The organism is Stenotrophomonas sp. NRRL B-14846, from assembly GCF_050473585.1.
In the GTDB taxonomy this organism is placed as follows: domain Bacteria; phylum Pseudomonadota; class Gammaproteobacteria; order Xanthomonadales; family Xanthomonadaceae; genus Stenotrophomonas.
Genome location: NZ_JBFLUN010000022.1, coordinates 4,150,709 through 4,170,267, shown reverse-complemented (window position 1 = coordinate 4,170,267; position 19,559 = coordinate 4,150,709). Strand labels below are relative to the sequence as shown.

The following is a 19,559-nucleotide window of genomic DNA, read 5'->3' as shown; positions in this document are numbered from 1 at the left end:
CGGACTCGGTGGGGGCCCGCCAGTACAGGGCCCCCACCGCCTCGATCAGTTTCCCTTGCGTGCGACCTGCAGCGCCTGGGTGTAGCCACCGATGATGGCGCCATCCAGGCCGGCCTGCTGCTGCAGCGCGAGCTCGACGCCGGCGGTGTCCAGCGCCACATCGGCATCCCAATCCACCACGATGTCCAGGATCGCCTGGGCCACGCTCAACGTGTCATCACCCAGACGCTCCAGCAGGCTGGCGTAATCGGGCACCGACAGATGCCGGTAGGTCAGGTTGAGCTTCTGCTCGCGACCGTGACCGACGATGGTCAGGGTGCTCTTGAAGCTCTCCGGCGCCTTGACCTGGAACATCAGGCGCCCTCGACCAGGATGGAGTCTGCCAGCGCAGTGAAGGTTGCGGTGGTGCCCATCGGGGTGTTGGCGGCCATGGTCGGGTCGCCGTTGTAGCTCAGGTAACCGTACCAGTACAGCACGTCGCCGCCGACCAGCTTTGCCCGCAGGATCACCGGTTCGCCCTTGGCATCAGCCTTCTTCAGTGCCGGGTACCACGGCTTCTTCGGGTCGTAGAACAGCGGCAGGGTGATGGTCTTGGCGTTCTTGAAGGTCGGCAGCTGCACCTGGCGGCCGGTCGGATCCTCCAGCAGCGTGCCGCTCCAGTACTGCTGCTCGCCACCGGCGGTGGTCGGGTCGCCCTGCTGGTCCAGGTCGACGAAGGCGCCGGCCTTGCGCAGTACGCCCGCACCGCTGGTGCCCGGGAACAGCACGGTGTCGGTGGTATCGATGCCCAGCAGTTCAACGCTGCCGGTGGCTTCAGCGCCGGCGCGGGTGGCGCGGTTGTTCAGGGCCGGCCAGCCCGGCAGTTCGATGACCACCACATCGCCGGTGTCGACACTGTTGGCCGCGACGCTGGCCAGGGCCGGCGCGGCCTTGGAGATCGCGGTGGTGGCGATGGCGGTGGAGATGACCGGTGCGAAGCCGAACTGGGTGCCCTTGGGAAGCTTGAGTGCCATGGTGTATTTCCTCGTTGGATGAAAAAAAAGGCCCGGCGGTTGCCGGGCTGGGGTGTTGCGCGGGTGATGCGGTTTACGGGTCGACGTACCACAGGCCGAAATCGAGCCGCGCGCCGTGCTTGTGCAGCACCGGCTCATGCACGGCGATTGCAGCGCCGAACGACTCGGCGCTCGGCAGTCCTGCGCAGACCTGGTCCTCAATGGTGCGAATCAGGGTGTTGGCCTGGGCACGACTGTCTGCCCAGACGGTCAGCTGCACGCGAGCGTGCTTCTGTTCGGGAATGGAACCTTCGTTGAACCACACGGACTGCCCACCCACCTGCTGGTATACAGCGCATGGGTAGATGACCGGTTCCGGCGGGACGTCGGGATACAGCCGGCCTTGCAACAGCGGGGCCAGCAGCGCGTGCAGCTGTGCTTCGTAACTCATCGCGGTGTCCTGGTTGGCGTCGCTCAGGCAATGCCTGAAGACTGTTCGGTGAACAGCACCGTGCTCTGGCGCCGGCTGAAGTCGGGAGCAACGCCGGTGATGTCGAAGACGCGACCGTCATGCACGATGCGCATGCCGACGTGGATACCGGCCTGTCGTGCGGCCGCCAGACGGACATGGAACCGCTGGCGCCGGATCGTTGCCGGCAGTCGGCTTTCCAGCGTCAGCCGCTGCATGCTGTCGGCTGTATCGGCGGTGATGGCGGCCCACAGTTCGGCCACCGGCTGCCAGGCGTCCAGCGGCTGCCCCCAGGCATCGAGCTGGCCGTCCTGGCGCTCGATACGGATGCGACGATTGAGGTGGCCGGCATTCATGGCGTTGCGGCCGGCCGGTACGGATCAAGCAGTGCGGCCACGCCGAACGGCAGTTCCATTGCGATGGCAGTGGCGCCTGCCGGTGCATCGAGCGTCTGCGCAGAGACAACCACGGCTTCGCGGTGGGCGTACAGGTGGCCCAGCAGCAGGCGGACTGCTGCGCGGATACTGTCGTTGGCCGGCATGCCCAACAGCAGGCGTGCACTGCGCGCGGTGGCCACGGCCAGGCGGCGATCGGCCACATCACGCATGGCCTTGGCCTTGGCCGCGTTGGTCTCGGCGTTGGCGGCGGCAACCGCGGCTTCATGCCCGGTCACCGCCGCCGCCATGTCCTGCGGTAGCTGGTCCAGCGCCTGGTCCAGCGCGGCCTGGTCGGCGTACAGTTCGCGGCCCAGGTAGGCTGCGGCCGCGTCGCTGGCTGCTGCCAGCAGGTCACCCAGGATGGCGTCGTCAAAGTCGCCGTCGATACGGCAGTGCGCGCGGCACTGCTCAAGGGTCAGCAGGGGCATCGAATCCTCCTTCGTTGATGGATGTGGAGTGCCCCGACCCTGCGCGCACGGCGGCGCCCCACGCGGTCACCAGGACGGCGCGGGAAAAGCAGGATCGGGGCGGAAAACAGAACGGCCGCGACGCGAGCGTCAGGGCCGGTGGCGATGGCATCGCAGCGCGATGGCGCAAACGAAAGAAGCCCCCGGGGTCACCGGAGGCTTCTATGTCATCGTGGTACAAACGATACGCTTCGGGTGTGCACCCGTCAATCCGCAAACGGTTACCAGTCTGGTGACTCTTCCAGGCGCTGTGCGGCTGCGGTCACGGCGGCATGCTGCAGGCTGGATAGAATGGCGACGCGCTGCTCCCGCAGCCCATTTCCCGCTGGATTCCCGCATGCCTGCCACCCCCGAACGCTTCTTCGATGCGCGTACCGAACAAGGCGTGCTGCGCCTGTCCATCGCAGGCTCACTGCTGCTGGCCGCGGCAGCGGTGGTGTTCGGCCTGCTGGCCAATTCCTCGCTGATCATCTTCGATGGCATCTACGGCCTGATCGATGTGGTGATGACCTGGCTGTCATTGCTGGTCGCGCGGCTGATCGCTCTATCCACCAGCAGCGATGCGCTGCAGTCGCGGCTCAACCAGCGCTTCACAATGGGCTTCTGGCACCTGGAGCCGATCGTGCTGGGCGTGAGCGGCACATTGATGATCGGCGCGGCGCTGTATGCACTGGTCAATGCGGTGGACGCGTTGATGTCCGGCGGCCGCCATATCGCACTCGGTCCGGCCATCGCCTTCGCCGGGTTGTCGATCGTCGGCGAAGGTGCGCTGGCCTGGTTCGTGCTGCGTGCCAACCGTCGCATCGGTTCGGAGTTCATCGCGCTGGACGCGAAGAACTGGGTGATCGCCGCCAGCATGTCGGCCTGCTATCTGCTGGCCTTCCTCGGCGGTGTGCTGGTGCGTGGCACCTCGCTGGCCTGGGTCGGGCCGTACATCGACCCGGCCATCCTCGCCTTCGTCTGCGTGCTGGTGATGATCGCCCCGCTGGGCACCGTGCGCCGTGCGCTGGCCGGCATCCTGCTGGTCACCCCGCCGGAACTGCAGGCGCACGTGGACGCGGTGGCACGCGCGATCGTCGCCAGGCACGGCTTCGTCGAGCATCGCAGCTATGTCGCGCAGGTGGGGCGTGGCGAGCAGATCGAGCTGTTCTTCGTGGTACGCGAGGACGACCCGCCGCGGCCCCTGCTGGAATGGGACCAGCTGCGCGACGAGATCGGCGATGCGCTGGGCGAGGCCTCGCCGGACCGCTGGCTGACCATCATGTTCACCACCGACCGCGAGTGGACGATCTAGGCCGGCAGGACGATCAATCAAGTTTTTCGTACGAACTGCAACCCAACGTACGCAGAAACCGGGCAAAGTAGGCTCCAACGCAACACCCACCCACTGACCAGGAGCATCACGATGTCCATCGAAAAGGTTCTGTATACCGCCCAGGCCACCTCCACCGGCGGCCGTGAAGGCCGTTCCGTCTCGTCCGACAACGTGCTGGACATCCAGCTGTCGACCCCGCGTGAGCTGGGTGGCGCCGGCGGCCCGGGCACCAACCCGGAACAGCTGTTCGCCGCTGGCTACTCGGCCTGCTTCCTCGGCGCGCTGAAGTTCGTGGCCGGCCAGGCCAAGGTCGCGCTGCCGGCCGACACCACCGTCACCGGCAAGGTCGGCATCGGCCAGATCCCGACCGGTTTCGGCATCGAGGCCGAGCTGACCATCAGCGCTCCGGGCGTGCCGCGCGAGCAGCTGGAAGAGCTGGTGCAGAAGGCGCACATCGTGTGCCCGTACTCCAACGCCACCCGCGGCAACATCGACGTGACGCTGGTCGTTGCCTGATGCGGCCGGGGTCGGATCCCTTTGCCACCGGCAAAGGGCTCTGACCCCATCGCGGAGTATTCGGGGTCGGATCCCTTTCGCGTTGCGAAAGGGATCCGACCCCTCAAAAAAAATGGGCGGATGCCGGTCGAAACCGAACATCCGCCCATCCCACCTTCGTTGTCCCACATGGGGGCATGAGGTTGCCGGCCAGCGGCCGGCACTACCAGGTCACTTCTCGCTCGTGATGAGCTGCACGACGCTGGAGAAATCCAGCTTGCCGCGACCGGCCTGGTGGTTCATCGAGTACAGGTTGCGGGCCACTTCGCCCAGTGGAATCGAAGCGCCAACACTCATCGCCGCTTCCACCGCCAGGCCCATGTCCTTGAGCATCAGATCGCTGCCGAAACCGCCACTGTAACCGCGCGAGGCAGGCGCGTTTTCCAGCACGCCCGGCCACGGGTTGCACACTTCGGTGGCCCAGCTGCGGCCGGTGCTGACCGCCATCATCTGCGACAGCACCTTCGGGTCCAGCCCGTGCGCCACGCCGAGTGCGATGGCTTCGCCGGTGACGGCCATGATCACGCCCAGCGCCATGTTGTTGCACAGCTTGGCGACCTGGCCGGCACCGCTGGCGCCGACATGGAAGATGTTCTTGCCCATCGCCTGCAGCACCGGGCGCGCGCGTTCCAGCGCGTCCTCTTCGCCACCGACGATGAAGGTCAGGGTGCCGGCCTGGGCACCGGCGGTACCGCCGGATACCGGCGCGTCGATCATCTGCAGGCCACGTGCGGCGGCGGCTTCAGAGACCTTGCGGGCGCTGGCCGGGGCGATCGTGCTGCAGTCGATGACCAGCGCACCGGCCGGGATCGCGGCGAGGATGCCGTCGTCGCCCAGGTACACGCCTTCGACGTGGCGGCTGGCCGGCAGCATCGAGATCACCACTTCGGCACCGGCCAGGGTGTCGCGTGCGGACGATGCGGCGCTGGCACCGGCATCGACGGCGGCCTGCACCGCGGCCGGAACCAGATCGAACACGCGTACGCTGTGGCCGTTCTTGACCAGATTGGCGGCCATCGGGCCACCCATGTTGCCCAACCCGATGAATGCAATGTGGCTCATGCAAGGCTCCTTTCAACAAGGGGAGTGCCCAGGTCAGCCAGCGGATGCGCGGCATCGGCCCAGGGGGAAGCGAAGAAGGTGTCGGCCCACGCGGCGGTGGCCTCGGCCAGGGTGACCGGGTTCCACTGCGGATTGCGGTCCTTGTCGATCAGCAGTGCGCGGATGCCTTCGGCGAAATCACCATGGGCGGCGCAATGCAGGGCGACGATGTACTCCAGGCGATAGATCGCGGCGAGGTCCTGGCCGGCACCGCGGCGCTGCAGTTCGTACGACAGCCGTGCCGAGCCCGGTGCACCGGCGGCGAAGGTCTTCTGTGCCGCCTGCAGCCAGGCATCGTCGGTCTGCAGGCCGGCAATGCGCGCAACGATCACTTCAAGGTCATCGCCTTCGCACAGCGCATCGACCTGCGCCGCATTGGCCAGCAGCGGACCGGTCGCGGCATCGCTGGCATGCGATTGCAGCAGATGGCTGAGCCGCTCATGGTTGTGCGCGGCATCGCCCGACCAGGCCACCTGCAGCAGCGCATCGAACACCGCGCTGCGGCGTTCTTCGGCCACATGCACGTCGGCCAGGCCGGCGTAGATGGCGTCGCCCGAGTTCAACAGTGCGCCGGTCAGGGCCAGGAACAGGCCGCCCTTGCCCGGCACGCGCGGCAGCAGCCAGCTGCCACCCACATCGGGGAACAGGCCCACGGTGATTTCCGGGAAGGCCAGCTTGGAGCGCTCGCTGACCACGCGGTGGCTGGCGCCGGACATCAGGCCGATGCCGCCGCCCATCACGATGCCGTGGCCCCAGCACAGGATCGGCTTGGCGTAGGTGTGGATGAGGTAATCGACGCGGTACTCGACGTCGAAGAACTCAGCGGCGTAGTCGTTCTCGCGGATGTCGCTGCGGCCGGCCTCGCGGAAGGCGACCATGCTCTTGTACAGGCCGTGCAGGTCGCCGCCGGCGCAGAACGCCTTTTCGCCGGCGCCCTGCAGCACCACCATGGCGATGCCATCGTCGTCGGCCCAGGCATTCAGCTGCTTCAGCAGCAGGTGCGCCATCGGCAGCGAGAAACCGTTGAGCGTACGCGGCGCATTGAGCGTGGCGATGCCGATGCGCGTGCCGTTGCCGGCCACACGCTCTTCGAACAGCACCGGTGCGTCGTCGGCAGCGGTGTCGGTGCTCATGCGTTCTTCCACTGCGCGGCGCGCTTTTCCAGGAAGGCGGTCACGCCCTCAACCTGGTCGGCAGTATCGAACAGGTCGACGAAGGCTTCGCGCTCTGCCACCAGCGCCGAGGCGTGGGTGCCGGTGCGGGTGGACTGCACCAGGGTCTTGCAGGCGGCGATGCTGGTCGGGCTCTGCTTGCCGGCCTTCTTCGCCCATTCCAGCGCCAGCGCCTTGGCTTCGCCCTTGCCGACCTTTTCTTCGGCCAAGCCAATGCGCAGTGCGGTCTCGGCATTGATGCGCTCGCCCAGCAGGATCATGCGCTTGGCCCAGCCCTCGCCGACCAGGCGCGGCAGGTTCTGGGTGCCACCGGCGCACGGCAGCAGGCCGACGGTGGCCTCCGGCAACGCGACCTGGGCGTGGTCTTCAATGATGCGCAGGTCGCAGGCCAGCGCGCATTCCAGGCCGCCGCCCATGGCGTAGCCGTTGATCGCAGCGATCGACACGCCACGGAACCCGGACAGCGCTTCGAAGGCTTCGCCGAAGCGGCGCGCGGCTTCACGTGCAGCGGCCTTGTCGCCGGAGGCGAACTGGTTGAGGTCGGCACCGGCGGAGAAGAATTTCTCGCCGTCACCGGTGATCACCAGCGCGTAGATGTCGCGGTCTGCGTTGAGCGCGCCCACCAGGTCGCGTAGCGCCGACAGGCTGTGCACGGTCCAGGTATGCGCCGGCGGGTTGTTCAGGGTGACCACGGCGGTGTGGCCATCCACCTCCACCTTCAGGCCCACGTGCTCCTGGGTACGCCAATCCTTCATCGCAGTTCCTCTTCGGTGTTGAGCAGGTGACGGGCAACGATCACCCGCATGATCTCGTTGGTGCCTTCCAGGATCTGGTGCACGCGGCAGTCACGCAGCAGGCGCTCGATCGGGTATTCGCGGATGTAGCCGTAGCCACCGTGGATCTGCAGTGCTTCGTTGCAGACGTTGAAACCGGCATCGGTGGCGAAGCGCTTGGCCATCGCGCACCACACGTTGGCGTCGCTGGCACCGGCATCGAGCTTGCGCGCAGCGGTGTGCACCATCTGCCGGGCGGCCACCAGCTGGGTGACCATGTCGGCCAGCTTGAACTGCAGTGCCTGGAACTCGGCCAGTGCCTTGCCGAACTGGCGGCGCTCGCCCATGTAGCGGCGTGCAGCGTCCAGCGCGCCCTGCGCCGCACCCAGCGAGCAGGCGGCAATGTTGATGCGGCCGCCATCGAGTCCCTTCATCGCCAGCTTGAAGCCGCCGCCTTCCTCTCCCAGAAGGTGGCTGACCGGCACGCGGACGTTTTCGAAGGTGATGCCACGGGTGGGCTGGCTGTTCCAGCCCATCTTCTCTTCCTTGCGGCCGAAGCTGATGCCCGGCAGGTCCGCCGGCACCGCAATGGCGCTGACACCGCCGGCACCGGCACCACCGGTACGCGCCATCACCACCAGCAGCTCGGTGGCACCGGCGCCGGAAATGAAGGCCTTGGAGCCGTTCAGCACATAGAAGTCGCCATCGCGCACGGCGGTGGTCTTCAGCGACGCCGCATCGGAACCGGCGCCCGGTTCGGTCAGGCAGTACGAGGCCAGCTTGTTGCCCGAAGACAGGTCGGTGCCCCAGGCATCGCGCAGTGCCGGCTGGCCCCACGTGGACACCATCCACGAGGCCATGTTGTGGATGCTGATGTACGCCGCCGTCGACGGATCGACGCTGGCGAGCTCCTCGATGACGACGGCGGCGTCCAGTCGGCTCAGGCCGCTGCCGCCCACTTCCGGGTCCATGTACAGACCGCAGAAGCCCAGTTCACCGGCCTTGGCGATCGCCTCGCGCGGAAAGATGCCCTCCGCATCCCATCGCGCGGCGTGCGGCGCCAGTTCGGCCTGTGCGAAGTCGCGCGCCGCCTCGCGGTACGCCTGCTGCGCTTCTTCCAGTTCCGTCGTCATCGAGTGGCTCATGGCTGCTCCTGCCGTTACTTCAGGCTGATCGTGGTGTTGACGCCGTGGCTCAGCGTTTCGTCATCGAACCAGCGCGCGGTGACCGTCTTGGTCTGGGTGTAGAACAGCACCACCTGCTTGCCGTACGGCCCCAGGTCGCCCAGCTTGGACGCGCGCGAACCGGTGAACGAGAACAGCGGCACCGGCACCGGGATCGGCACGTTGATGCCGACCTGGCCGACGTCGATGTCTTCCTGGAACTTGCGCGCGGCGGCGCCGGACTGGGTGAACAGTGCGGTGCCATTGCCGTTCGGGTTGCTGTTGACCATCGCGATGGCCTCTTCCAGCGTCTCCGCTTCGAGGATGACCAGCACCGGCCCGAAGATTTCTTCCTGGTAGATGCGCATGTCGGTGGTGACACCGGCAAAGATGGTCGGGCCGACGAAGTTGCCCTTCTCGAAACCATCGACCTGCGGCTTGCGGCCATCGAGCACCAGCTTGGCGCCCTGCTCCACGCCCGAGGCGATCAGGCCTTCCACGCGCTCGCGGGCGCTGCAGGAAATGACCGGGCCCACGTCGGTGCCAGCCACGGTGCCGCCGCTGACCTTCAGGGTCTTGGCCTTGGTGACCAGGTCCTGCACCCAGTTGCGCGCTTCACCGACCAGCACCAGGGTGGAGGCGGCCATGCAACGCTGGCCCGCCGCACCGAAGGCGGCGCCGACCATCGCGTTGAGGGTCTGTTCCTTGTTGGCGTCCGGCAGCACCACGGCGTGGTTCTTGGCGCCCATCATGCACTGCACGCGCTTGCCGGCCAGCGAGGCGCGGTTGTAGACGTGGGTGCCGACGCGGGTGGAACCGACGAACGACACGGCCTTGATGTCCGGATGGTCGCAGATCGCGTTGACCACTTCCTCGCCGCCGTGGACGACGTTCAGCACGCCCTTCGGAATGCCGGCTTCCAGGGCAAGCTCGACCAGGCGCATGGTGACCATCGGGTCCTGCTCGGACGGCTTGAGGATGAAGGTGTTGCCCGTTGCAATCGCCATCGGGAACATCCACAGCGGGATCATCGCCGGGAAGTTGAACGGGGTGATGCCGGCGCACACGCCCAGCGGCTGCATGATCGTGTAGGTGTCCACGCCATTGGCAACGTTGTTGGCCAGCTCGCCCAGCTGCAGGTTGCCGATGGCGGCGGCGTGCTCGACCACTTCCAGGCCACGGAACACATCGCCTTCGGCGTCCGGCAGGGTCTTGCCCTGTTCGGCGGTGAGGATGTGCGCCAGCTCGCTCATGTTCTCGCGGATCAGCTGCTGGTATTTCAGGAAGATGCGCGCGCGGGTGCCGATCGGAGTCTTGCGCCAGGTCTTGAAGGCTTCTTTGGCAGCGGCAACGGCGGCGTCCACTTCGCCGGTGGTGGCGAACGGCACCTTGGCCAGCACGTCCTGGGTGGCCGGATTGATCACGTCCTGCCAGTGGGAGGTGGCCGATTCAACGAACTGGCCATCGATCAGCATGCGGATACGGGGCGCTGCAACAGTCATGACGACAATCCCACAGGGTGCGAAAGATGCTTGGCATTATTCACAGCACCCACCTCGATTTCCGGGCTGAATCCGCTTAATCTGGCCAACACGCCAGACGATTCATGTTAATTCTGTGAATTATTCAGCCCCCCAGCGACAACTTGGCCTGCGCCTGCTGCGGCTGCGCGAACAGCGCGGCTACAGCCAGGCGGATCTGGCACGGGCGCTGGGGCTGTCGGCCAGCTACCTGAACCAGATCGAGCGCAACAAGCGCCCACTCACGCCAGCGGTGCAGAAGAAGCTGGGCGAGGTATTGGGCGACGTTTCCGCACTGTTCGACGAGGATGAGCCCGCCGCGCTGCAGGAAGCGCTGGGCGAGACCCTGCGCGATCTGGGCCTGGCGGAGGTCAGCGCGACCGAACTGCGCGCGCTGGCCGGCAACCTGCCGCAGGTCAGCCGCGCCCTGCTGGACCTGCACCGCCGCCACCTGGCGCTGCGCGAGCATGCCGCCGCGCTGGAATTCCAGCTGGGCGAGCCCGGCGCCGGCAGCACCCTGCCGGCCGGCGACCAGGTACGCGAGTTCTTCAACCGCATGCACAACCACATTCCCGAGCTGGACGAGCTGGCCGAGCAGCTGTTCGCCGAATGGGGGCTGTCGCCCGGGCACGTGGCACCGCGGCTGCGCCAGCTTCTGGCCGACCGCCACGGCGTGCTGGTGGAAGTGGCCGCCCTTCAGGCCGGGCGCGAGAAGCGGCAGTACGATGCCGGTGCGCGGCGGCTGTGGCTGCCCGATTACCTGGAGCCCGGCCAGCAGGCGTTCCAGATGGCGGCCGAGCTGGCCCTTCACGGCTACCTGCCGCAGATCGATGCGGTGGTGGCGCGCGCCGGGTTCACCGATGAGGCACGCATCGCGCAGGCGCGGATCGGTCTCTCCAACTATTTCGCCGGTGCGCTGGTGATGCCGTACATGCGCTTCCTGCGTGCGGCCGAAACCAGCAGCTACGACATCGAACTGCTGGCGCATCAGTTCGGCGTCGGCTTCGAAGCGGTCTGCCATCGGCTGAGCACGCTGGCACGGCGCAGTGCGCCTGGCCTGCCGTTCTTCTTCATCCGCGTGGACCGCGCCGGCAACGTGTCCAAGCGCCATTCGGCCACCGATTTCCACTTCTCGCAGGTAGGCGGTTCGTGCCCGCTGTGGATCGTCTACGAGGCGTTCAACCAGCCCGGCCGCATCCTTACGCAGACGGCGCGCATGCCCGATGGACGCCGCCATTTCTGGCTGGCACGGCAGGTCAGCAGTGGCCCGGTGGGCCATGGCCAGCCGCGCAAGACCTTCGCGGTGGCCCTGGGCTGCGATCTGCAGCACGCCGAGCGGCTGGTGTATTCACTGGGGTTGGATGTGCAGAGCCCGGGCAACTCGGTATCGATCGGCCCGGGGTGCCGGGTGTGCCCGCGCGAGGACTGCATGCAGCGTGCGTTCGCGCAGTTGCCGGGGCGGTAGGGTTGGTTCGGCAGGGCTGCGCCCTGCACCTGCCGAAGCCGAAGCAACGGCAACGGCAACGGCAACGGCAACAGCAAAGGCTGGCATTCCGTGGGATGGCGGGGCGGTGTCAGATTGCGGGGACGCCGTGAACCCATCCCTGGGGGCTTGGCCGCGGCATCCATGCCGCGGACACCCCGCAATCTGACACCACCCCGCCTTCGACAGTTTCCTGCTGCTGTTGGTGGGTGCTGACCGTTGGTCGGCACGCTGCTCTTGGTGGGTGTCGACCTTGGTCGACACGGTAGATCCACGCCATGCGTGGATGCTCTTCGATGTTCGAAATATTCGATTTCGATGGGGTTCCATCCACGCATGGCGTGGATCTGCTAAACCTTTCGTGCGTAGGCTGCATCCCATTGCAATGCCCGCCCTGGAGACACCCAATGTCCTTGCTGCGCACTTGCCTGGTCCTGCTGCTCGCTGCCGTCGCGGCGCCGGCGTGGGCGACCTTTTCCATTGCTGCCTGCAACGCGGCCGGCGACTGCGGGGTGGCGGTGGCCACGCACAACCTGGCGGTCGGCGGTGTGGGCGTGCCATGGGCACAGGCGAAGGTGGGCGCGGTCGCCAGCCAGTTCGAGACCAACCCGACCTATGGCTCGAAAGGCCTGGAGCTGCTGGCCAAGGGACGCACGCCTGCGCAGGTGCTGAAGCAGCTGTTGGATGAAGATGGCAACTTCGATGGCACCACGCTTGCCGAGCGCCAGGTGGGGCTGGTCAGCGCGCGCGGCGGCAATGCGCAGTACACCGGCGCTACCGCGCAGCAGGCGGATTGGGCCGGTGCACAGGGCGAAGGCATGCTGAGCGTGCAGGGCAATGCCCTGGCTGGGCCGCAGGTGCTGGCCGCGATGCAGCGCGCCTTCGCCGCATCACAGGGTGAATTGGCGGCGCGCCTGCTGGCGGCGCTGGAAGCGGGCCAGGCCGCGGGTGGCCAGCGCAGCGGGCAGTGGTCGGCGGCGCTGCTGGTGCGTACGCCCGGCGGCGACTGGCAGGACACCGACCTGCGTGTGGACGCCGATCCACGCGCCGTGGCGAGACTGCGCGAGCTGTACGACATGCGTCTGTCGAACGAAGCCATCATCCGCGCCGAGCAGCGCTGGGAGAATGGCGATGTGGCAGGAGCGCGCGCGGCACTGGCAACGTCGTTGTCGCTGGCACACGGCTGGGACCGCACCTGGGCGCGCGCTGCGCGCCTGGCGATGCGGCAGGGCGATATGGCGCTGGCCCGCGAGTACCTGGCAGGCCTGCGTGCACTCAATCCGGGCTGGGTGAAACAGGAGCTGGCATTGCCCTTGTATGCGCCATTGCAGGGTGATGCAGTGGTGGCGCCGTGGCGGTGAGGCACCGCAGGGGGTCAGATCCGTTTTCCTGCGGAAAACGGATCTGACCCCCATTCGAGATGCATCCACGCATGGCGTGGATCTACCGAGGACCGGCTCAGTAGATCGGCGTCACTTTCATCTGCGGCAACGGACGCGGTGCACCGTCGGTGAGGTCGGGGCCGAGGTCCTCCCAGGTGCGGCCCTGCTCGACCATCAAGCCCCACAGCTGCTGCGAGCCGACCCGCTTGTCTTCCGAACCCAGCTTGTATGACGGTGGCGTCGGTTCACCGCGGGCAACCATCGCGTATGCCGCGCGATAAGCCAGCACCTGCTGTGCCGGGTCATCGGTGCGTGCCACTTCCAGCGTGTAACGCTGGTAGGCCGAGGCCAGGTTGCGCCAGCGGATCCAGTAGTGGTTCTCGAACGAGAACGAACAGAAGCGCGCACCGGCGAGGCTGCCCTTGTCGGCGATGCGGGTCAGCACCTCCTGTGGCATGTCCAGGTTCATGCCGCCTTCGTCGCCCTGCAGGCTGACGTGCACGATGCGGTCGCGGTAGCCCGGCGCACGCGCCTGCAGCAGATCGCGCCAGTTCTGCATGGTCGCCACCACCGCGAACAGGAAACGACCCAGCTCCGCAGCGGCCAACGGCGTGGCGATCGACTGATAGGTGCGCTGCCAGCCATGGCGGTTCTCGGTCGGCAGGAACACGGCATGTTCCAGCGCCTGGCGGCCACTGCTGCCGTGGCTCACATCTTCGGCATGCTGCGGGTAGACCAGATTGATGGCGAACGTCGGCCAGCGCGGCAGGGCGGCGTCGAACAGGTGGATCGGGAAGTTGCTGCTGATGCCACCATCGGAGAACCAGCAGATGCGGAACGCGGTGATCACCGGGCCGCAGGTCTGGCCGGCACTGGTCAGCCCTTCCATGCTGTCGGCAACGTTGTGCTCCTGGTCGGCTGCTGGCGCGGTCGGTTCACAGCGGCGCTCGCGGCGCGAGGGCTCATGCAGCGGCACCGCGCTGATCAGCAGCGGGAAGCTCAGGCTCATGCGCGTGGCCACCAGCACCGGCAGCTTCGGGCCCTGCGGCAGGTGGTAGTACTGCCGCCCTTCCACCTCCAGCGGCGGGCCGGCCTGCTTCACCAGCCACTGCACCACGCTGGCGGGGAACAGCTGCTCGAACTCCTCGCGCAGGAACCAGAACTGCGCGCCGCCCAGCGGCAGTGTGCGTGGTTCGTTGTGCGACACGCAGGTGGTGATCATCTGCAGGCTGATCGCATGCGGGCTGTCAGGCTCACCGGCATAGCGCGGCGCATCGTGCAGGTCGGCGAAGGTCAGCGGTGCATCCAGCGGCTTGCCGGACAGCTGCTGCAGGCATTCATGCAGCCACTCGGTCAACGCCGGCGTGCGTGCATCGCGGCCGAGGCCGCTGCACAGGCCCAGCAGGTTGCGTCGCGCCACCCGTGCCACACGCAGCGCGGCACCGGCCACACCCGCACCGTACGCACACAGCAGTGAGGGCAGCAGCGTGGCAGCCACGCCGCTCCAGCCACCGCCCCACCAGCCCAGGCCGAGCAGCAGCGCCAGTGACACCAGCACTTCCAGCGGTGCGATCTCGAATACCGCAACGGCCAGGCACAGCAGTTTGTGCGGCAGGCCGGCATTGCCGGTCAGTACCACCAGCAGCCGGTAGGCGGCGCGCGCGCCCCGTGCCGGCTGGAACAGGCTGTAGATGAAGCCGCGCCGCGACAGCTGCGCCGACACCGCCGACAACCCGCCGTAGCCGGCATCGCCGGGCAGGTGTTCGCCCGCCTGCTGGCGGCGATCACCGCACGCCGCCGCAGCCGCCACCGCCGCAGCGATGGCACCGGCCGAAGTGCCGCCGATGCTCTTGAAGCGGTACTCGCGCGCCAGCGCCAGTACCGCATTGGGGTACACGATGCCGCTGGTGATGCCGCCTTTCATGACCAGATCGCAGTACTTGTCCGCCACTGTCTTGCCCCCGAGCATGCCGTCCGCCGCGTGGGTGCCAGTATGGCGCAGAGGCTTCTCAGGGCCTGAGAACAGCAGCGCAGTCCCGGCAGGAACCTTCGGTGTTCAGCGGAAGGCATGCCTGCAGGCTTGACCCGCCCCGCCATCGGCGTAGCATCTGCAGCAAGCCAAAGGACAGACCCGCGGCTGCCACAACGACATGAGGGATTCTCATGGAATTCGACTATCTCGTCTTCATCGGGCGATTCGAGCCCTTCCACAACGGCCACGCCGCCGTTGCCCGCCTGGCCCTGAGCCGGGCCCGCAAGCTGATCTTCCTGGTCGGCTCTGCCGATACCCCCCGCAGCCTGCGCAATCCCTGGACCGTGGCCGAACGCGCCGTGATGATCCAGGCCGCCCTCGATGGCCACACCGACCGCCTGCTGATCCGCCCGCTGCGCGACCACCTGTACAACGAAGCGCAGTGGATCGCCAACGTGCAGCGACAGGTGGCCGAAGCGCTGCGTAACGACGGTGCCGCCGCCGATGCGAAGGTTGGCCTGATCGGCATGGACAAGGATGCCTCCAGCTACTACCTGCGCGAATTCCCGCAGTGGCCGCTGGTGGACGTGCAGCACACCGCCACCCTGTCGGCCACCGAACTGCGGCGCTATCTGTTCGAGGCCGGCGACGTCGACTTCCACGGCGCGCTGCTGATGCTGCGTGGCAACGTGCCGGCGCCGGTATACGACATGCTCGAAGCGTTCCGCAAGAGCGCGCCTGCCTATGGCCAGCTGGTGGCCGAGTACCGCTTCATCGAACAGTACAAGGCGGCCTGGAAGGACGCGCCCTACGCGCCTACCTTCGTCACCACCGATGCGGTGGTGGTGCATTCGGGCCACGTGCTGCTGGTGCGGCGCCGTTCGGAACCCGGCAAGGGCCTGTGGGCGCTGCCCGGCGGCTTCGTCGGCCAGGAACAGAGCCTGCTCGACAGCTGCCTGCGCGAACTGCGCGAGGAAACCCGGCTGAAGATTCCGCTGCCGGTGTTGAAGGGGTCGCTGAAGGGCCAGCAGGTGTTCGACCACCCCGACCGCAGCCAGCGTGGCCGCACCATCACCCACGGCTTCCACTTCGAATTCCCGGCCGGTGACCTGCCGCCGGTGCGCGGCGGCGACGATGCCGACAAGGCGCGCTGGATACCAGTGAGTGAAGCACTGGACATGGGCCCGCAGCTGTTCGAAGACCACCTGCACATCCTGGAGTATTTCCTCGGCCGCGGCTGACCGGCCCGGCTTCCCACTGGCGGATAGACCGCCGGTGCCACTCGACGCGAAGGAGCTTCCGTCATGCACTACCTCGATAATCTTCTGCTCAACACCGACAGCTACAAGGCCAGCCATTGGCTGCAGTACCCGCCGGGTACCGATGCCACGTTCTTCTACGTGGAATCGCGCGGCGGCCTGCACGATCGCACGGTGTTCTTCGGCCTGCAGGCGATCCTCAAGGACGCCCTGGCACGGCCGGTCACCCATGCCGACATCGACGACGCCGCTGCGGTATTCGCCGCGCATGGCGAACCGTTCAACGAAGCCGGCTGGCGCGATATCGTCGACCGGCTTGGCGGCCACCTGCCGGTGCGCATCCGCGCCGTGCCCGAGGGCAGCGTGGTGCCCACCCACCAGGCGCTGATGACCATTGAATCGACCGATCCGGCCGCGTTCTGGGTGCCCTCGTACCTGGAAACGCTGCTGCTGCGCGTGTGGTACCCGGTCACCGTGGCCACCATCAGCTGGCATGCACGGCAGACCATTGCCGCGTTCCTGCAGCAGACCAGCGACGACCCGCAGGGGCAGCTGCCGTTCAAGCTGCACGACTTCGGTGCGCGCGGTGTCTCGAGCCTGGAATCGGCCGCGCTGGGCGGTGCCGCGCACCTGGTCAACTTCCTCGGCACCGATACCGTCTCGGCGCTGTGCCTGGCGCGCGCGCACTATCACGCGCCGATGGCGGGCTATTCGATTCCCGCCGCCGAGCACAGCACCATCACCAGCTGGGGCCGCGAGCGTGAGGTGGACGCCTACCGCAACATGCTGCGCCAGTTCGGCAAGCCCGGTGCGATCGTGGCGGTGGTGTCGGACAGCTACGACATCTACCGCGCGATCAGCGAGCACTGGGGTACCACCCTGCGCGATGAAGTGATCGCCTCGGGCGCCACCCTGGTCATCCGTCCCGACTCGGGCGACCCGGTGGAGGTGGTGGCCGAAAGCCTGCGCCGGCTGGATGAAGCCTTCGGCCACACCCTCAACGGCAAGGGCTACCGCGTGCTCAACCATGTGCGGGTGATCCAGGGCGATGGCATCAACCCGGACACCATCCGCGCCATCCTGCAGCGCATCACCGGCGACGGCTACGCCGCCGACAACGTGGCCTTCGGCATGGGCGGCGCGCTGCTGCAGCGGCTGGACCGCGATACGCAGAAGTTCGCGCTGAAGTGTTCGGCCGCACGGGTGGACGGCGAGTGGATCGACGTCTACAAGGACCCGATCACCGACGCCGGCAAGACCAGCAAGCGCGGCCGCATGCGCCTGCTGCGGCGTCTGGATGACGGCAGCCTGCACACGGTGGCATTGCCTTCCAGCGGTGACGAAGCGCTGCCGACCGGCTTCGAGGACGCGATGGTGACCGTGTGGGAGAACGGCCGCCTGCTGCACGACCAGCGGCTGGATGACATCCGCGCGCGGGCTGCGGCGGGACGTTGAGGACGTTCCCGGGGTCAGAGCCCGTTGCTTCGCAACGGGATCCGACCCCTGGGCCTTGACCGGTGCCGGCAACGCGTCCACCGTGGGCACGCCGAAGGTATCCCTGCCGTGGCTGGATGGTGGCAGGGATTTAAACGGGAATCCGGTGAAGGCGCCTCGCGCGCTCATTCCGGAGCTGCCCCGCAGCGGTGAATGGAAACGAATCCTGCCAACAGCACTGGGCTCACGCCTGGGAAGCGGCGGGTAGTAGGTGGGCTGCGGCCCGTGTCCATCAGCCCGAATACCGGCCCCGGCCGGGGGACACGACCGTCCCCTGACTCGACCTGGAATCTCCGCGGGGAGGTTGCCGGGGCCGTCGTCGTCCTGCGCGTGCAGGCGGTGTGGCCGCGCGCGTCCTGTTCACGGTATCCAGCCAGACCCGTTCACCCACGCGCTGATGCATGGGCCACCGCCGTTGCCGGCGGTCCATGCGGTACCTGACGATGACCGAGCTCCAACGCCCCACCCTGACCCTGCCCGCCGACGGCAAGCGCCTGCTGCTGCATTCGTGCTGCGCGCCCTGTTCCGGCGAAGTGATGGAGGCGATCACCGCCTCCGGGATCGACTACGCGATCTTCTTCTACAACCCCAACATCCATCCGGTGAAGGAATACGAGCTGCGCAAGCAGGAGAACATCCGCTTCGCCGAACAGCACGACATCCCGTTCATCGACTGCGACTACGACACCGACAACTGGTTCAGCCGTGCGCGCGGCATGGAAAACGAGCCCGAACGCGGCATCCGCTGCACGATGTGTTTCGACATGCGCTTCGAGCGCACCGCGCTGTATGCGCACGAGCATGGCTACGACACCATCAGTTCGTCGCTGGGCATCTCGCGCTGGAAGAACATGGCGCAGATCAACGACTGCGGCATCCGCGCCGCCTCGCGCTATGAAGGCCTGCAGTACTGGGACTACAACTGGCGCAAGGGCGGCGGTGCCAGCCGCATGATCGAGATCAGCAAGCGCGAGCAGTTCTACCAGCAGGAATACTGCGGCTGCGTGTACTCGCTGCGCGATGCCAACCGCCACCGCCGCGAGAACGGGCGCGAACGGATCAGGATCGGCCTGCTGTACTACGGGCAGGACGCTGAGACGCCGCAGGGCGATTGACGTGCAGGCATGGGGCGGCCACGCTGGTCGCCCCTTCTGTTGTACCGGACCTGCCATGACCGCCCTGCCCGCCGACGTCGCCCTGCTGGTGATCGACCTGCAGCCGGACTTCATGCCCGGCGGTGCGCTGGCCTGCGACCAGGGCGATGCGTTGGTAGCACCGATTGCCGATCTGCTGGCACAGCGCCGGTACCGCACCGTGGTGGCGACCCAGGACTGGCACCCGGCCGACCATGCCTCGTTTGCCAGCCAGCACGCCGGCCAGCGCCCGTTCGAGACCATCCTGCTGCACGCGCAGCCGCAGACGCTGTGGCCGGACCATTGCGTGCAGGGCAGCGCCGGTGCCGCCCTGCACCCGGGCGTGGACTGGACGGTGGCCGACCTGATCCTGCGCAAGGGCACGCGCCAACAGGTGGATTCGTACAGCGCCTTCCGCGAGAACCACGGGCCCGACGGCGAGCGCCCAGCCACCGGCCTGGCCGGCTGGCTGCACGAACGCCGCATCCGCGAAGTGCATGTGTGCGGCCTGGCCCGCGACTACTGCGTGCTGTGGAGCGCACAGGACGCGGTGAAGTCCGGCTTCCGGGTGAAGTTCCTGTGGGAGCTGACCAAGCCGGTGACCGACGCCAACGACGCGATGGTGCGCGAGGCGCTGGGCAAGGCGGGGATCGCGATCGCCTGAGGCGTGACCGCCGGGCATGGCCCGGCGCTACCGTGCACGTCGCTTATGCCGCTTGCGCGCTCCTGCCCACGACAACACAATCGATTCATCCAGCCCCCTAACTACGCCCCCCTACAGATCGCGGGACGGCCGAACCGGGGGCTTTTCATTGGATGAAATCAGGATTCGGTAGTGCCGGCGGCTGGCCGGCAACCTCGGGATCTCTGCA

General features: G+C 67.3%; 19 protein-coding genes and 1 riboswitch. Of the genes, 8 read left to right on the top strand and 11 right to left on the bottom strand.

The window, feature by feature from the left end; all coding sequences use genetic code 11:
- Nucleotides 1-45 precede the first annotated feature (45 nt).
- The 5 genes from AB1281_RS21310 to AB1281_RS21290 form a co-directional block, all read right to left on the bottom strand.
- Nucleotides 46-354 (bottom strand): phage tail assembly chaperone, encoded by a 309-nt coding sequence (locus AB1281_RS21310; RefSeq protein ID WP_014035627.1) that lies wholly within the window; start codon nt 352-354, stop codon nt 46-48.
- Nucleotides 354-1,013, bottom strand: coding sequence for a phage tail protein (locus AB1281_RS21305; RefSeq protein WP_164117887.1), 660 nt, complete (start codon nt 1,011-1,013; stop codon nt 354-356). Before AB1281_RS21305 ends, AB1281_RS21310 begins: the two co-directional genes overlap by 1 nt.
- A 73-nt stretch (nt 1,014-1,086) precedes the next feature.
- Entirely contained in the window at nt 1,087-1,443 is a 357-nt protein-coding gene (gene gp17, locus AB1281_RS21300) for a tail completion protein gp17 (protein ID WP_014035625.1), read from the bottom strand.
- Between the two features lie 23 nt (nt 1,444-1,466).
- On the bottom strand, nt 1,467-1,817 hold the full coding sequence (locus AB1281_RS21295) for a head-tail adaptor protein (RefSeq protein WP_164117884.1): 351 nt from the start codon (nt 1,815-1,817) through the stop codon (nt 1,467-1,469).
- A complete protein-coding gene (locus AB1281_RS21290; protein WP_069138078.1) occupies nt 1,814-2,326 on the bottom strand; it encodes a head-tail connector protein in 513 nt (170 codons plus the stop codon). The genes AB1281_RS21295 and AB1281_RS21290 overlap by 4 nt, the downstream gene beginning before the upstream one ends.
- A 376-nt stretch (nt 2,327-2,702) precedes the next feature.
- Between AB1281_RS21290 and AB1281_RS21285 the strand changes: the two genes are divergently transcribed.
- The gene (locus AB1281_RS21285) at nt 2,703-3,659 is read left to right on the top strand and encodes a cation diffusion facilitator family transporter (RefSeq protein ID WP_075675623.1); all 957 of its coding nucleotides are present in this window, start codon (nt 2,703-2,705) and stop codon (nt 3,657-3,659) included.
- Nucleotides 3,660-3,770: 111 nt separating this feature from the next.
- Nucleotides 3,771-4,196 (top strand): organic hydroperoxide resistance protein, encoded by a 426-nt coding sequence (locus tag AB1281_RS21280; RefSeq protein ID WP_049399846.1) that lies wholly within the window; start codon nt 3,771-3,773, stop codon nt 4,194-4,196.
- A 210-nt stretch (nt 4,197-4,406) separates the two neighbouring features.
- Here AB1281_RS21280 and mmsB read toward each other — a convergent pair whose 3' ends face one another.
- From mmsB to AB1281_RS21255, 5 genes are read right to left on the bottom strand one after another with little or no spacing between them, the layout of a single operon-like run.
- Entirely contained in the window at nt 4,407-5,297 is an 891-nt protein-coding gene (gene mmsB, locus AB1281_RS21275) for a 3-hydroxyisobutyrate dehydrogenase (protein WP_075675624.1), read from the bottom strand.
- Entirely contained in the window at nt 5,294-6,469 is a 1,176-nt protein-coding gene (locus tag AB1281_RS21270; protein WP_430346917.1) for an enoyl-CoA hydratase/isomerase family protein, read from the bottom strand. Before AB1281_RS21270 ends, mmsB begins: the two co-directional genes overlap by 4 nt.
- Entirely contained in the window at nt 6,466-7,263 is a 798-nt protein-coding gene (locus AB1281_RS21265; RefSeq protein WP_005407685.1) for an enoyl-CoA hydratase, read from the bottom strand. The genes AB1281_RS21270 and AB1281_RS21265 overlap by 4 nt, the downstream gene beginning before the upstream one ends.
- Nucleotides 7,260-8,426 (bottom strand): acyl-CoA dehydrogenase family protein, encoded by a 1,167-nt coding sequence (locus tag AB1281_RS21260; RefSeq protein ID WP_134966924.1) that lies wholly within the window; start codon nt 8,424-8,426, stop codon nt 7,260-7,262. Before AB1281_RS21260 ends, AB1281_RS21265 begins: the two co-directional genes overlap by 4 nt.
- A 14-nt stretch (nt 8,427-8,440) precedes the next feature.
- A complete protein-coding gene (locus tag AB1281_RS21255; protein WP_049399840.1) occupies nt 8,441-9,946 on the bottom strand; it encodes a CoA-acylating methylmalonate-semialdehyde dehydrogenase in 1,506 nt (501 codons plus the stop codon).
- A gap of 115 nt (nt 9,947-10,061) precedes the next feature.
- On the opposite strand from AB1281_RS21255, the gene AB1281_RS21250 reads away from it, so the two are divergent.
- Entirely contained in the window at nt 10,062-11,429 is a 1,368-nt protein-coding gene (locus AB1281_RS21250; protein WP_032128200.1) for a helix-turn-helix domain-containing protein, read from the top strand.
- A gap of 425 nt (nt 11,430-11,854) precedes the next feature.
- On the top strand, nt 11,855-12,808 hold the full coding sequence (locus AB1281_RS21245; protein ID WP_430346916.1) for a DUF1028 domain-containing protein: 954 nt from the start codon (nt 11,855-11,857) through the stop codon (nt 12,806-12,808).
- A 97-nt stretch (nt 12,809-12,905) separates the two neighbouring features.
- Here the strand turns inward: AB1281_RS21245 and AB1281_RS21240 are convergent, their stop codons facing one another.
- A complete protein-coding gene (locus AB1281_RS21240) occupies nt 12,906-14,798 on the bottom strand; it encodes a patatin-like phospholipase family protein (protein ID WP_430346915.1) in 1,893 nt (630 codons plus the stop codon).
- Nucleotides 14,799-14,992: 194 nt separating this feature from the next.
- Between AB1281_RS21240 and AB1281_RS21235 the strand changes: the two genes are divergently transcribed.
- From AB1281_RS21235 to pncA, 4 genes are all read left to right on the top strand, one after another.
- The gene (locus AB1281_RS21235) at nt 14,993-16,042 is read left to right on the top strand and encodes a bifunctional nicotinamide-nucleotide adenylyltransferase/Nudix hydroxylase (RefSeq protein WP_005411941.1); all 1,050 of its coding nucleotides are present in this window, start codon (nt 14,993-14,995) and stop codon (nt 16,040-16,042) included.
- Nucleotides 16,043-16,105: 63 nt separating this feature from the next.
- Entirely contained in the window at nt 16,106-17,515 is a 1,410-nt protein-coding gene (locus tag AB1281_RS21230) for a nicotinate phosphoribosyltransferase (protein ID WP_430346914.1), read from the top strand.
- 92 nt (nt 17,516-17,607) lie between these two features.
- Nucleotides 17,608-17,821: riboswitch (cobalamin riboswitch) on the top strand.
- A gap of 161 nt (nt 17,822-17,982) precedes the next feature.
- Nucleotides 17,983-18,669, top strand: coding sequence for an epoxyqueuosine reductase QueH (locus tag AB1281_RS21225; protein WP_080376050.1), 687 nt, complete (start codon nt 17,983-17,985; stop codon nt 18,667-18,669).
- 55 nt (nt 18,670-18,724) lie between these two features.
- Entirely contained in the window at nt 18,725-19,351 is a 627-nt protein-coding gene (gene pncA, locus AB1281_RS21220; RefSeq protein WP_430346913.1) for a bifunctional nicotinamidase/pyrazinamidase, read from the top strand.
- Nucleotides 19,352-19,559: the final 208 nt, after the last annotated feature.

Excerpts from the sequence above, each read along its gene's own strand:
- AB1281_RS21280 (WP_049399846.1), top strand. The coding sequence starts at position 3,771 with ATGTCCATCGAAAAGGTTCTGTATACCGCCCAGGCCACCTCCACCGGC.
- AB1281_RS21230 (WP_430346914.1), top strand. The coding sequence starts at position 16,106 with ATGCACTACCTCGATAATCTTCTGCTCAACACCGACAGCTACAAGGCC.
- mmsB (WP_075675624.1), bottom strand. The coding sequence starts at position 5,297 with ATGAGCCACATTGCATTCATCGGGTTGGGCAACATGGGTGGCCCGATG.
- AB1281_RS21240 (WP_430346915.1), bottom strand. The coding sequence starts at position 14,798 with ATGCTCGGGGGCAAGACAGTGGCGGACAAGTACTGCGATCTGGTCATG.
- AB1281_RS21255 (WP_049399840.1), bottom strand. The coding sequence starts at position 9,946 with ATGACTGTTGCAGCGCCCCGTATCCGCATGCTGATCGATGGCCAGTTC.
- AB1281_RS21290 (WP_069138078.1), bottom strand. The coding sequence starts at position 2,326 with ATGCCCCTGCTGACCCTTGAGCAGTGCCGCGCGCACTGCCGTATCGAC.
- gp17 (WP_014035625.1), bottom strand. The coding sequence starts at position 1,443 with ATGAGTTACGAAGCACAGCTGCACGCGCTGCTGGCCCCGCTGTTGCAA.
- AB1281_RS21295 (WP_164117884.1), bottom strand. The coding sequence starts at position 1,817 with ATGAATGCCGGCCACCTCAATCGTCGCATCCGTATCGAGCGCCAGGAC.
- AB1281_RS21225 (WP_080376050.1), top strand. The coding sequence starts at position 17,983 with ATGCGGTACCTGACGATGACCGAGCTCCAACGCCCCACCCTGACCCTG.
- AB1281_RS21270 (WP_430346917.1), bottom strand. The coding sequence starts at position 6,469 with ATGAGCACCGACACCGCTGCCGACGACGCACCGGTGCTGTTCGAAGAG.
- AB1281_RS21265 (WP_005407685.1), bottom strand. The coding sequence starts at position 7,263 with ATGAAGGATTGGCGTACCCAGGAGCACGTGGGCCTGAAGGTGGAGGTG.
- AB1281_RS21305 (WP_164117887.1), bottom strand. The coding sequence starts at position 1,013 with ATGGCACTCAAGCTTCCCAAGGGCACCCAGTTCGGCTTCGCACCGGTC.
- AB1281_RS21245 (WP_430346916.1), top strand. The coding sequence starts at position 11,855 with ATGTCCTTGCTGCGCACTTGCCTGGTCCTGCTGCTCGCTGCCGTCGCG.
- AB1281_RS21260 (WP_134966924.1), bottom strand. The coding sequence starts at position 8,426 with ATGAGCCACTCGATGACGACGGAACTGGAAGAAGCGCAGCAGGCGTAC.
- AB1281_RS21285 (WP_075675623.1), top strand. The coding sequence starts at position 2,703 with ATGCCTGCCACCCCCGAACGCTTCTTCGATGCGCGTACCGAACAAGGC.
- AB1281_RS21235 (WP_005411941.1), top strand. The coding sequence starts at position 14,993 with ATGGAATTCGACTATCTCGTCTTCATCGGGCGATTCGAGCCCTTCCAC.
- pncA (WP_430346913.1), top strand. The coding sequence starts at position 18,725 with ATGACCGCCCTGCCCGCCGACGTCGCCCTGCTGGTGATCGACCTGCAG.
- AB1281_RS21310 (WP_014035627.1), bottom strand. The coding sequence starts at position 354 with ATGTTCCAGGTCAAGGCGCCGGAGAGCTTCAAGAGCACCCTGACCATC.